Source organism: Vibrio sp. YIC-376, assembly GCF_052353105.1.
Classification (GTDB): domain Bacteria; phylum Pseudomonadota; class Gammaproteobacteria; order Enterobacterales; family Vibrionaceae; genus Vibrio.
Genome location: NZ_JBBWFK010000002.1, coordinates 435,842 through 449,317 on the forward strand (window position 1 = coordinate 435,842; position 13,476 = coordinate 449,317).

Annotated in this window: 10 protein-coding genes; 6 read left to right on the forward strand and 4 right to left on the reverse strand. The window is 44.4% G+C overall.

Annotated elements, in window-relative coordinates; all coding sequences use genetic code 11:
• Positions 1-34 precede the first annotated feature (34 nt).
• The gene (locus WJM94_RS06230; protein WP_444493371.1) at positions 35-796 is read right to left on the reverse strand and encodes an SDR family NAD(P)-dependent oxidoreductase; all 762 of its coding nucleotides are present in this window, start codon (positions 794-796) and stop codon (positions 35-37) included.
• 128 nt (positions 797-924) lie between these two features.
• Here WJM94_RS06230 and WJM94_RS06235 point away from each other — a divergent pair, with 128 nt between their 5' ends.
• Complete coding sequence (locus WJM94_RS06235; RefSeq protein WP_444493372.1) at positions 925-1,941, forward strand: AraC family transcriptional regulator ligand-binding domain-containing protein; 1,017 nt, start codon at positions 925-927, stop codon at positions 1,939-1,941.
• A 52-nt stretch (positions 1,942-1,993) separates the two neighbouring features.
• Here WJM94_RS06235 and WJM94_RS06240 read toward each other — a convergent pair whose 3' ends face one another.
• Positions 1,994-3,436, reverse strand: coding sequence for a glycoside hydrolase family 1 protein (locus tag WJM94_RS06240; protein WP_444493373.1), 1,443 nt, complete (start codon positions 3,434-3,436; stop codon positions 1,994-1,996).
• 423 nt (positions 3,437-3,859) lie between these two features.
• Between WJM94_RS06240 and WJM94_RS06245 the strand changes: the two genes are divergently transcribed.
• From WJM94_RS06245 to WJM94_RS06255, 3 genes are all read left to right on the forward strand, one after another.
• Entirely contained in the window at positions 3,860-5,749 is a 1,890-nt protein-coding gene (locus WJM94_RS06245) for a beta-glucoside-specific PTS transporter subunit IIABC (protein WP_444493374.1), read from the forward strand.
• Positions 5,750-5,761: 12 nt separating this feature from the next.
• Positions 5,762-7,198, forward strand: a complete 1,437-nt coding sequence (locus WJM94_RS06250; protein ID WP_444493375.1) for a 6-phospho-beta-glucosidase — start codon at positions 5,762-5,764, stop codon at positions 7,196-7,198.
• Between the two features lie 247 nt (positions 7,199-7,445).
• The gene (locus WJM94_RS06255; protein WP_444493376.1) at positions 7,446-8,567 is read left to right on the forward strand and encodes a PTS transporter subunit EIIC; all 1,122 of its coding nucleotides are present in this window, start codon (positions 7,446-7,448) and stop codon (positions 8,565-8,567) included.
• Between the two features lie 70 nt (positions 8,568-8,637).
• Here WJM94_RS06255 and hxpB read toward each other — a convergent pair whose 3' ends face one another.
• Positions 8,638-9,303 carry a hexitol phosphatase HxpB gene (hxpB, locus tag WJM94_RS06260; protein ID WP_444493377.1) on the reverse strand — a complete coding sequence of 222 codons (666 nt, stop codon included), beginning with the start codon at positions 9,301-9,303 and terminating at the stop codon, positions 8,638-8,640.
• A gap of 344 nt (positions 9,304-9,647) precedes the next feature.
• Between hxpB and WJM94_RS06265 the strand changes: the two genes are divergently transcribed.
• Positions 9,648-10,652 (forward strand): LacI family DNA-binding transcriptional regulator, encoded by a 1,005-nt coding sequence (locus tag WJM94_RS06265; RefSeq protein WP_444493378.1) that lies wholly within the window; start codon positions 9,648-9,650, stop codon positions 10,650-10,652.
• A gap of 203 nt (positions 10,653-10,855) precedes the next feature.
• Positions 10,856-11,377, forward strand: a complete 522-nt coding sequence (locus WJM94_RS06270) for a DUF2058 domain-containing protein (RefSeq protein ID WP_444493379.1) — start codon at positions 10,856-10,858, stop codon at positions 11,375-11,377.
• A gap of 81 nt (positions 11,378-11,458) precedes the next feature.
• Here WJM94_RS06270 and WJM94_RS06275 read toward each other — a convergent pair whose 3' ends face one another.
• Positions 11,459-13,471, reverse strand: coding sequence for a urocanate hydratase (locus WJM94_RS06275; RefSeq protein ID WP_444493380.1), 2,013 nt, complete (start codon positions 13,469-13,471; stop codon positions 11,459-11,461).
• Positions 13,472-13,476: the final 5 nt, after the last annotated feature.

The window sequence follows — 13,476 nt, forward strand, 5'->3', positions numbered from 1 at the left end:
TTCCTCGCTTTTGTTGTAATTAGACTTCCACGTCTTAGCCCAATAATGGGTATTTAAAATTCTCGAAACCGTCTGATGCACTTACAGTACAGCCGTTGATACAGTTGGCTTTTTCGCTGACCAAAAATGCAACGACGTTGGCGATTTCTTCTGTTTGAGTGAAGGTATCGCGCATTTGCTCTTTACGGATGTGTTCCCAAAGACCAATCGCTTCATATTGGCGTAGCATTGGTGTATCCACACGACCCGGTGCGATGGCACAAACGCGAACACCTAATGGCGCAAACTCTAAAGCGGCACATTTCGTCATCATGTCAACGGCGGCTTTGCTCACGTTATAGGTAAACGTCATTTCCGCTGCCATTTTTGCGTAAACAGAAGAGGTATTCAGGATGACACCCGGAGTGCCTTGTGCCTGGAACTGGCGTCCAGCGGCCAAGATTCCGTAGTAAACGCCGTTTTGGTTTACCTTAGAAACGGGCTCGAAATCTGCGACAGGATCATGGCCTAGTAACGGTTTCGCTAAACCAATGCCCGCGTTGTTGATCATGATATCCAGCTTGCCAAACTGCGCGACGGCGTAATTAACCATGGCTTCAACTTGCTGATAATCAGTTACGTCAGCAACGAAGGTTTTCAATGTGTTAACATCTGCACCTTGATAAACTTCGAGCGACTGTTTAGAAATATCGACAGCCAGCACGTTTGCGCCCTGCGCACGCAGTTTTCCAACGATGGCTTGACCAATACCACCAGCTGCGCCAGTGACGATCGCAGTTTTGTTTATCAGTTCCATTTAGCTTCCCTTCTACACTTTGTTATCAAAATGTAACTTAGATCAACTCATTGACACTCACTTGACCTTTTGCGAATAAAATTTGATATATTGCGATTTACAAACCATTAACATTTCAAGATCGAGATATGTATATCGTAAGAAGCGGTGCAGCAGACAAATTTGATAGTTTAGTTTCTGAGCACGGACAGAATCCTATAGAGATAATGAAACAGGCAGGACTTTCGGCTGCACAGTTCCGCGATCCCGATACTTATATCGCTAACTCGAAGCTGGCCGAACTATTGGAAATCGCGGCAAAACGTTGTCAGGAACCTCTGTTTGGGGTGCTGCTCGCGCAACGGCAAGGTTTTAACGCCTTAGGTGACTTACCTATGCTGGTCGCTCGCGCCGAAACCGTGAGAGAAGCTTTGATACGTGCCAATGATTATCTCTATTTGCAATCTTCTGGTGTTAAGTTCGCAATGACAGCGCAAGATGAATGGATGAAACTCTCCCTGAGTATTGATACTTACAGTGAGCAAGTGACCACCCAGCTGATGCAAATGAGTGTCATGCAAATGGCAAGGTTTATGGCGAACTTACTCAATATCGATATGAATAGCTTCACTTTATACCTTACCCAATTTGGCAACTTGGGCAACCGAAGTGACAGGTCCGCGCACCTGCCCAAAATACGTTTTGGTGAAAAGTTTAACGGTATCATGCTCAAAAGAAGCCTACTTGATACCAAAAATCATCAGGACGAAGACGCTTTGGATCGACACTTTCAGGAGCACCTGAAATATCTTAAAAATCGTTATCCAAATAATTTTAGCGATCAAGCCATAGATATGATCGGGCGTTTACTACCCACTGGTGAGTGTAGTGTTGAGCGGGTAGCAAGAGCCTTGGATATGCATCCGCGAATGCTACAAATACGGCTGAAAGAACGAGGAAAAAGTTATAGCCAGTTATTACGGCAGGTAAGACAAAGTTTGGCCGAACGTCGACTTAATGAAAATATTCAGAGCATTACCGACATTGCTTTACAGCTTGGCTATGCAGAGACAGCGGTATTCAGCCGCCATTTTCGACAATGGACAGGCAAGCCTCCAAGCCAGTGGAGAAAAGCTCAACACTTAGAAAAAGCAAAAGAGCGCTAATTGCAGCGCTCTTTTATACTGAGTATTTTTACTTTAACGCGTTAAGCACAAATTAAAGCTCTGCACCATTCGTAGCAATGACGTTTTTGTACCAATCGAAAGAGGCTTTCTTCTTACGATCTAACGTACCTTCGCCATTGTTATCTTTATCTACATAAATAAAACCATAGCGTTTTTCCATCTCACCGGTTGAGGCACTTACCAGGTCAATACAACCCCAAGGTGTGTAACCCCAAAGTTCAACGCCGTCTTTTATCGCTTCACCCATTTGTTCAATGTGTGATTTCAGGTAATTAATACGGTAGCTATCGTTGATTGAGCCATCCTCTTCAACTTTATCGAACGCACCCAAGCCGTTTTCAACCACCATCAAAGGAATCTCGTAACGAGCGTAGATTTCATTCAGTGTGTAACGCAGACCAATTGGGTCAATTTGCCATCCCCAGTCAGAGGCTTGCAAATATGGGTTTTTAACACCGCCCATTAGGTTCCCAGAGCCAGTTTCATTATCTGGATTCGCAGAAACACAGTTAGACATGTAGTAACTAAAGGTGTAGTAATCAACTGTACCTTCAGCCAGTATTTCAGCATCGCCTTCGGCAAACTCAATTTCCACACCATGCTCTTGGAAGTAACGTTTTGCGTAGTATGGATATTTACCACGAACCTGAATATCGCCACAGAAATAGTTGTGCATTTTAACGTGTTCTTGAGCCAGGATGACGTCTTCTGGATTACAGGTGAATGGGTAAGTGGTCATGAAGGCAATCATACAACCAATTTCAAAATCAGGGTTGATTTCATGACCCAGTTTTACGGCTTTTGCACTTGCAACGAACTGGTGATGCAGAGCCTGAAAACGAATCTGTGGGTTATCTACCTGATTGATAAAATCCGTTGTACCTTCGTTTAAGATACCCAAACCAAGATAGTTACCAATAGGAATGGTACCGATATTGATTTCGTTGAAGGTTAACCAGTATTTCACTTTACCGTTGAAGCGCTTAAATAGTGTTTCTGCGTAACGTGTATAACAATCGACTACTTGTCGTCCTGCCCAACCATTGTATTCTTGGGTCAGACCGAACGGCAATTCATAGTGTGAAATCGTTACTAATGGTTCGATATCGTATTTTTTTAGTTCATCAATGACGTCTTCATAGAACTTCAGACCCGCTTCATTTGGCTCTGATTCCATGCCAGTCGGGAAAATACGGGTCCAGTTGATTGAGAAACGGAATGTTTTGAAACCCATTTCAGCAAACAGTGCGATGTCTTCTCTGAATCGGTGATAAAAGTCTATCGCTTCATGCGAAGGGTAATGAACGCCCTCTTCGATGGTGCGAGTAATACGGCGTGCAACAGTATGGGTTCCACCACTGAACATATCACTTGTACTTGGGCCTTTACCATCTACGTCCCAAGCGCCTTCAAATTGGTTCGCCGCTGTAGCCCCACCCCACAAAAAACCTTTCGGAAAGACGTTATCACTCATTACATTTCCACCATTATTCAATTAGTTAAGATATCTATTTATTCAGAACCTGCCATTCTTAAGCTCGGCCCTTAGATGTATTTGCATACAATACAACACAAAATGAAACCGGTTACAATTATGAAAGATAAATTTTTTATTATTTGCCGATAGCGATCAAAAACTGAGTTCAGACTTTTAACAAAGCCCGAATACGTCTATTTATTGAGCAAAAAATAAGAATTCAGCGTTTTCTTCACCATAAAAAAGAGATCCGAATAGCATTTTTTTATCTTCTAACGATTCTTTCTGTGATCCATTTCTTTATTGTTTTTTATCGATGTTGATGTCAAAAGCGATTCCAACTTATTCTGTAACCGGTTTCGGAAACCGGTTCCAATAACTAGATAGTACGTGAAATATAATAAAGAGAAAGGTGGATATATGGCTGCGGTCAGAGATTATGCTCAACTTGCGAAAGACATTCTTTCGCAAGTTGGCGGACAAGAAAATGTAAGTAAATTTTCACGCTGTGCTACCCGTCTGCGCTTAGTATTAAAAGAGACACCTGAAGGTGCAGCAGACAAAATAAAAGAGATGCCTGGCGTTATTACCGTTGTGATAAGTGGCGGTCAATTTCAGGTCGTGATCGGCACTCACGTCCAAGATGTATACTCAGCAATGTCAACATTAGTAGATACATCACTAATGTCTGAAGGCTCTGAAAAAGTGAGACTACTGGACGCTATTATTGCTTCTATGTCATCCATTTTCGCACCTTTTGTTTATATTCTTGCAGCAGCAGGTATCTTACAGGGTGTTTTGATTTTCACTCATCACCTTGCACCAGGCGTGGCAGGCACAGGGGCATTTGAAGTTCTGAACTTTATGTCATGGACGCCTTTCGTGTTCCTTCCTATCTTTATCGCCATCACTGCATCAAAACATTTTAACTGTAACCCTCTTATTGCGATTCTGTGTTCATGTGCATTAATCAACCCTTCTTGGGGAGAAATGGCAGCCAGAATTGCTGATGGCGAATTAATCACTTTCTTGGGTTTGCCACTGGCTAAAACCGTTTATACCGGATCTGTGCTGCCTGCTATCTTCATGGTTTGGGCACTGAGTTATGTTGAAAAGTATATCAAGCGAATCTTACCTGATGTGGTTCGTGAACTGTTCACACCATTACTTTGCATGCTCATCATGGTACCTGCGACGCTGGTATTAATTGGCCCTGCAACCAGCTTTGTTGCAAGCATTATTGCTACTGGTTACAACACACTGTATGAAGTTGCTCCAGTTGTCGCCGCTGCTGTTATCGGTGGTATTTGGCAAGTATTGGTTATCTTTGGTGTTCACTGGGGTACAACGCCAATTGTCTTGGCAAACTACGAAAACTTTGGTTATGACTCTATTCAAGCATTCTGCGGTATCGCTGTCGTTGCACAAATGGCTGCGGCTTTCGCTGTCGCATTGAAGTCTCGTAATACTCGAATGAAAACAACGGCTTACTCTGCAGGTATCACAGGCTTCTTCGGCATTACAGAACCTGCAATCTACGGCGTTACGTTAAGACTTAAGAAGCCATTTATATGTGGCTGTATTGGCGGTGCAATCGGTGCAGCAGTCGCGAGTCTATTCCATACTTACTACTATGCTTATGCAGGGCTGACAGGAATTCTAACCGTGGTAAACGCAATTAGCCCGGATAACCCAAGCTCATTTACAGGTGCATTGCTAGGTACAGGTGTCACTATCGTTGTTACCACCGTTCTGGTTTATTTTGTTGGCTTTGAAGACCCTGTAGAAGTCGAAGAGAAGAAAGAGAATGGTTCATCGGTAACGCCTCACTCAGCGCCTGCTGTGAAGAAGTCAGCAACTTTGGTTAGCCCGCTAAAAGGAGAGATCATTCCTCTGGAAACCGTAAACGACGAAAGTTTTTCGCAAAAGTTACTGGGTGATGGTGTTGCAATCAGACCAACAGAAGGCATCGTGCGCGCGCCATGTGATGCTGTTATTTCATCCGTCATTGAAACCAAGCATGCAGTCGGTATGACATCCGCAAACGGGGCTGAAGTATTGATTCACGTTGGCCTCGACACGGTAGAACTTAAAGGCCAGTTCTTTGAGTGCTTGGTTGAACTCGACCAAGAAGTTAAAGCGGGTGATCCACTAATCAAATTTGATCTGCAAAGCATTGCGAATGCGGGTTATGACACAACCACACCGTTCATCGTAATGAACAGTGATGAGTACGAATTTAAACTGATCGAGCAAGGTCAGGATGACAAACAAATTGAAATTGGACAGCCTGTAATTCAAATGGCTTAAGGGTAAGTAAAGATGAGTAGTGTTTTTCCTGAAAACTTTTTATGGGGCGGCGCAGTAGCTGCACACCAAGTTGAAGGCGGATGGGACCGAGATGGTAAAGGTCCGAGTATTGTTGATGTGTTATCCGGTGGTGACGTCAACACCCAACGTAAAATTACCGATGGTGTATTAGAGGGTTACCACTATCCAAACCATGAAGCGACCGCGTTCTACGACCACTACAAAGGTGATGTAGCACTGCTGGCAGAAATGGGCTTTAAATGTTTCCGTACTTCTATTTATTGGCCACGAATTTTCCCTAAAGGGGACGAGTTAGTGCCAAATGAAGCGGGCTTACAGTACTACGATGACCTGTTTGATGAGTTATTAAAACACGGTATTGAGCCAGTCATTACTTTGTCTCACTTTGAAATGCCGCTGCATTTGTCAAAAGAGTACGGTGGCTTTAAAGACCGTCGAGTTGTTGATTTCTTTGTTCACTATGCAGAAACGGTCATGCGTCGCTACAAGAACAAAGTGAAATACTGGATGACGTTTAACGAGATCAATAACCAACGTGATCTGCATTTGCCTCTATGGGGTTACTCAAACTCGGGCGTGGATTACACCGTTGAGGAAAATCCAGAAGAGTGTATGTACCAAGTCGTACACCACGAATTTGTCGCTAGCGCAAAAGTGGTAAAACTGGGTCATGAAATCAACCCTGATTTCCAAATTGGCTGTATGGTTGCGTGGGTTCCAATTTACCCATACTCATGTGCACCAGCAGACGTGATGTTGGCTCAAGAAGCAATGCGTAACCGCTTCTTCTTCAGTGACGTACATATGCGTGGTGAATATCCAGCATACACACTGAAAGATTGGGAACGTAAAGGCTACAACATCAAGATGGAGCCTGGCGATCTGGAGATTTTAAAAGAAGGCGTCTGTGACTATATCGGCTTTAGCTACTACATGTCGGTAGCGGTGAAAGCCGATGCTGAAGAAACAACAGAAGGCTCAATGAGTGGCTTTACCGGCAGCGTGAAGAATCCATACGTTCAAGCGTCTGAATGGGGTTGGCAGATTGACCCGGTAGGTCTGCGCTACTCTCTATGTGAGCTGTATGAACGCTACAACAAGCCACTATTCATTGTAGAAAATGGCTTTGGCGCTATAGATCAAGTTGAAGAAAACGGTGAGATCAACGATGACTACCGTATCGACTACCTGAAAGCTCATATTGAAGAGATGCAAAAGGCTGTTGATTACGATGGCGTCGATTTGATGGGCTATACCCCTTGGGGATGTATTGACTGTGTCTCTTACGGTACAGGTGAATATCGTAAACGTTATGGCTTTATTTACGTCGATCGTCACGACGACGGAACAGGAACCATGGGACGTAGCCGTAAGAAAAGCTTCTACTGGTATAAAGACGTCATCACTAGCAACGGTGAAAAACTGTAAAACTCGCCGTAGCTAAAACAACGCTCTAGAAAATACACCCTGCGTCTCAGACATGGGGTGTATTTTTTTGCCAAAAAACACGGCAGAAAACCCTGTTTTATCTCAGTGAGAATCATCACAACATTTAGCAATATTCGTTTCTCAGCAGTCATTCCCAGACTAATATTAGCTAAAAATGGAACCGGTTTCATTGATAGAATGTATAACCGGAAGTGGCTTTATAAATATCCACTGGAAATCGAAGACAATGGAATCCACATACACTGAAAATAAGAAAAACCTTTCTCTTGGTAGCCGAGTAATCCAGGTAGTGTCCGATAGCTTTTCGCCAATTATTGGCGTCATGGCAGGTGCTGGTATGCTCAAAGCTCTGTTAGCGATTTTAGTCATGACGAGTTGGCTTTCACCAGAAAGCAGCACCTACCTGACACTGTCTGCAGCTGGCAATGCCGTTTTTTATTTTTTGCCTGTTATGTTGGGAAGCTCTATAGCGGTTAGGTTAGGAGCGAATGGCTATATCGGTGCGACCGTTGGCGCTGCACTTCTTGAACCTAATTTTATAGCCATGATCGGTCATCACGAAAGTACCTTTATGGGGATACCTTTTACCGCGATGAGTTATGCGTCGACCGTTTTTCCGATATTTATCGCCATTACTGCACTTGCTCTACTAGAAAAAAGAGTGCAACAGTTCTGCCCTTCAAACGTAAAGTTATTCCTGGTCCCAATGATCTGTTTGCTGATCATCGTACCGATGACAGCAACAGTATTTGGCCCTATCGGGATCTTTTTAGGCAACTTGGTCGCCACAGGTATTGATCACCTTCAGGCATACAGCTCAATGCTCACTGGTGCTGTCATTGGCGCAAGCATCATGTTCCTTGTGATCTTCGGATTACATTGGGGAATATTCCCTGTGGTGATCGCTAGTGCGGCCGCTGGAGGGGACTCGATTTTCCCAATGTGGGCTCCGAGTACTTTCGCTCAGATAGGTGTCGCGTTTGCCATTTGCTTACGAGCACGTAATACAGAAGTACGAACACTGGCGGGACCTGCCGCTTTAACAGGACTGCTAGCCGGGGTTACGGAACCGATCATTTACGGTTTGATTCTTCGCTATCGCCGTACCATCCCTATCGTTGTCATTTCAGGCATGCTAGGAGGCGCGCTCAATGGCTACTTTCAGGTAAAAATGACCGCTTTCGCATTTCAAAGCATCTTTACCATCCCAGTATTCACCCCAGCGTTGATTTATGTTCTGGGTATTGCTGTTGCCTTCTCTTTAGCAATGCTGCTGACCCTCTCATTGGGTTACGACCGCACGAATGAATCTCAAAGAAACGATGTAACTAGCTTTAACTACAGCTAACAAGAAGAGTGGTTGTTTAAAGACGAAGTAAGACGATGGGCTCCACCAATGAATGATGAAGCCCTTTCATTTATCTCCCGAGAAGTTTTAGAACCTCGCTTGAAGACGAGAAGTCTTTAAGGGAAGTTAACTTGATATCAGCGATGCCAAAGCGTGGATTCGCTTCTTGTCCCGGTTCAGGAACACAAATCGCCTTCATTCCTGCTGCCTTTGCTGCAATCAACCCATTAACGGAATCTTCAATTGCCACACAGTTATAAGGCTCTGTGCCGAGTTGTATTGCCGCGTCCAGATACACCTGTGGATGAGGTTTTCCATAAGGAAGATGTTCCGCTGAAACGTAAACTGAGAAATATTTACCGATCCCGAAGGTTTCCAGAACAGCTTCGATTAACCTCTGCGGTGAAGAAGAAGCTAGTCCAATTTTCAATCCTGCTCGTGCCACTAAATCCAGAGACTGTTGCACACCAGGTAGCAATTGACCGTGAGACTTAATTTGTCCAATCACTTCGCTCAAGATAGCATCCGCAAGATCGGTTGCGCAGTTCGGGTTTAAGCCACAGTATCGAATCCAGTAGTTCGCTATTTCATCAATGCGAAGACCCGTACTCTGGTATGCGAGTTGTTCGGTGATCTGCCCACCAAAACGGGCAACGGCATTGACTTTCGCTTTACGCCAGAACGGTTCAGAATCAACGAGCACGCCGTCCATGTCAAAAATAATTGTATCTATCAAAATCGTTTCCTGCTTATGAGTTATGGGAAATTAAAATCGGGCTTGTCTTTGTGCAGAAATAAATCTGGGTGGCTAATCATTATCATCCTTGCAGTTTGCTCTGAGTTTCACATTTTTAGATTAATGAACAATAATGAATGAAACCGGTTACATTATGGGCTATATATAATACAAAAAATGTGATTTTATGCATGGACTTGAGTTTTAAGCGCTGAAATCAATTATGTTGACTTTGTGAGTAAATACACAGTTACTTGAGCTTTACAGTTAAAACAAACCGACAGATTATTCTCGTCTAATCAAATGATGTAAACTGTCCTTCCAAAGTATGTGGGAATAAAAAAATGGCGACAATCAAAGACGTATGCAAAGCAGCAGGCGTATCGAAAGCAACCGTATCCAGGGTAATTAACGGCAGCGAATATGTAAAAGAACAGACCCGTCAGTCTGTGTTGGCAGCAATGAAATCTCTGGGCTATCAGCCAAACGCGTTTGCGCGAGCGCTAGCGACAAACAGCTACAATACGTTCGGGTTAATTCTCCCACATTTTGAAAGCCACTATTTCAGCTCGATACTGACCGAAGCTGCATTAGATATGCAAAAAGCAGATAAAAAGTTGTTTGTAATGAACAGTAGCGACAGCGCTGCAGGGGAAGAGGATGCCGTTCGTTCCCTTAATGCTCACAACTGTGATGCCATTCTTATTTATAGCCGCCATTTGTCTGAACAGCAGCTTTCGAGCATACAACAAGAAATCAAAACCCAGCTTATCGTCATCAACCGTGCTTTGGATGACGAGAAATTATTTAGCTTCGGTTTTGACCAAGAGCAAGTGGCTCGCCTTGCAACTAACTACCTTTTGGACATTGGCCATAAACAAGTCGCCTGTATTACTACGCCAATGTCCAGTAGTACCGGTCAGAAACGTCTTTCTGCCTACAAAGAAACCCTTACAGAGCATGGTATAGACATCGTAGACACTCTGATTATCGAAGGTGAGAGCAACCCAAAAAGTGGTTATGATGCAACGATCAAACTGATCGATAGCGGCGTGCCTTTTACCGCTATTTTTTCGTGTACAGACTCAATGGCCATCGGGTCTATCCGCGCATTGCATGACAGAGGAATAAAAGTTCCAGAACATGTTTCCGTCATCGGAATCGATGGAGATCCGACTGCCGATTATATGGTGCCACGCATATCCACTGTAGCTTTACCTATTTTGGAACTAACCCGAGACGCTGTCACCACAGCACTTACCCTAAATAAAGAGCAAACAAGCGATAAAAAGCACTTTCAATATCAGGGCTCTCTGCAAGTAAAAGAGTCTACTCGCAACGCTAACTGATTGCTGTACTCGAAGTTCTTTGGACAAAAGAAAGCAATAGAAAACTTCAATACGTCTGAGCGCTGAAATACAAACTAAATGCTGGATTTGGCCTTCAAAGCCAGCATATTAGTACGATATTCACCCCACTTCCCTTCCCCGCCCTTTCCTTGCTGATCAGGACTGGTTAAAATGGCAAAAATTGCGTATCAACTGGATTAAACATGGCAAAACTAACCCTTCAAGAACAAATGCTGAAAGCTGGCTTGGTTAACGAGAAAAAACTAAAAAAAGCGAAAAAAGGCTCCAAAAAATCCCGCGTTCAAGCTCGCGAAGTCAAAGCGGCCGTTGAAGAGAGCAAGCGCCAGCAGTTAGAACGAGATAAAGAGTTGAGCAAGCAACAGAATGCTGAGCGTTTAAGTAAAGAGATCAAAGCGCAAATCAATCAATTGATCGAAATGAACAAAGTTGATTTGAAAGATGGCGACATCAAATACAACTTCACAGACGGGACTTTGGTGAAATCGCTTTACGTTGATTCTGTCATTCGTGAGCAGTTAATTAAAGGTATTCTGGCTATTGCGATTGTAGGCGAGAGCTATGTGGTTATCCCACGCGGCGTAGCAAACAAAATCGCACAACGTGATGAATCAGTCATTATTGATCAAAAAGAGCCTGAAGCTGATATTCCTGCAGAAGATGACCCATACGCAGAGTTCGTCGTTCCAGACGACCTAATGTGGTAATTCACAATCACCTAAAAACTAAAGGCAGCGAAATTCGCTGCCTTTTTGTTTCTTTCTATTACAGTTCTAAGTGCAGGTTACTTAGAAAGACAAGTTATCGATAATGTCATCGTCAACCTGGTTAGCTAATGTCACTTTTAGCTTAGGTGTTCTTGCCATCTCACGTTGAATAGCGAAGTTAGCTTCTTTGTTACGCGCCCAGCTACGACGTGCGATACCGTTGTTAACATCGAACAACAGCATGGACTTCAGTCTGCGCTCAGCACTATCGCTGCCGTCTAGCAACATACCAAAACCGCCGTTGATCACTTCACCCCAGCCTACACCGCCACCGTTGTGGATAGAGACCCAAGTCGCGCCGCGGAAACCATCTCCGATTACGTTGTGAATCGCCATGTCAGCGGTAAAGCGGCTACCATCATAGATGTTCGACGTTTCACGGAACGGTGAGTCAGTACCACTTACATCGTGGTGGTCACGACCAAGCACCACAGGACCGATTTCACCTCGATTGATCGCATCGTTAAATGCTTTCGCGATTTCCATACGACCTTGCGCATCAGCATAAAGAATTCGAGCTTGTGAGCCTACGACCAGTTTGTTTTGTTTCGCATCTTTGATCCAAGTGATGTTGTCTTGCATCTGCTGCTGAATTTCTTCTGGCGACTCTTCCATGATCTTGCTTAGCACTTCTGCGGCTATCGCATCAGTTCTGTCCAGATCTTCCGGCTTGCCTGAAGTACAAACCCATCGGAACGGACCAAAACCATAGTCAAAACACATAGGACCAAGAATGTCCTGCACGTATGACGGGTATTTGAAGTCAATGCCGTTTTCCGCCATCACATCGCCACCAGCACGAGATGCTTCAAGCAAGAAAGCATTACCGTAGTCAAAGAAGTAAGTACCGCGAGCTGTGTGTTTATTTACCGCATCAGCATGGCGCTTCAGAGTCTCTTGTACTTTTACCTTGAAAAGCTCTGGCTCTTCACGGATAAGACGGTTTGATTCTTCATAACTGATGTCAACCGGGTAGTAACCGCCTGACCAAGGGTTGTGTAGCGAGGTCTGATCCGAACCAAGGTGCACGAAGATTTCCTTCTCGTAGAAGGCTTCCCATACATCAACCACGTTGCCGATAAAGGCAATAGATACCACTTCTTCGTTGGCCTGAGCTTGACGAACACGCTCAATCAGCGCGTCCATGTTGTCGACCAGCTCATCCACCCAACCTTGCTCATGACGCTTAATTGCCGCTTTCGGGTTCACTTCTGCACATACAGTAATACAGTTCGCGATGTTACCCGCTTTAGGCTGTGCACCACTCATGCCGCCAAGACCAGCAGTCAGGAAGATCTTACCTTTCGGACTTTGACCTTTTTCCAGCACCTTACGGAATGCGTTCATTACCGTGATTGTTGTGCCGTGTACGATCCCCTGAGGACCGATGTACATAAATGAACCCGCAGTCATTTGCCCGTATTGAGTCACGCCTAAAGCGTTGAATTTTTCCCAATCATCTGGCTTCGAGTAGTTAGGGATCATCATGCCGTTAGTTACAACTACACGTGGTGCTTCTTCCGACGACGGGAACAGCCCCATAGGATGACCAGAGTACAAGTGTAGCGTCTGGTCACTTTCCATTTCACTTAGGTATTTCATGGTCAGCAGGTATTGTGCCCAGTTCTGGAATACCGCACCGTTACCACCGTAAGTGATTAGCTCTTCAGGGTGCTGTGCTACCGCAGGATCTAAGTTGTTGTCGATCATCAGCATGATGGCAGCAGCCTGCTCACACTTCGCCGGATAGTCTGAAATAGAGCGAGATTTCATCTCGTAGTTCGGCTTGAAGCGGTACATGTAAATACGACCGAAATCTTTCAGCTCCAGAGCAAACTCTGCAGCCAGCTCCTTGTGCCACTCTTTCGGGAAATAACGCAATGCGTTGCGAATAGCCAACTGCTTTTCTTCAGAAGTCAGAATGTCTTTGCGCTTCGGAGCACGGTTTACACCTGCCGGATACGGTTTAGGTTCCGGCAGTGTGTTAGGGATCCCTTGTTTAATTTGTTCTTGAAAATTCAATACGGTTTCCATCCTTA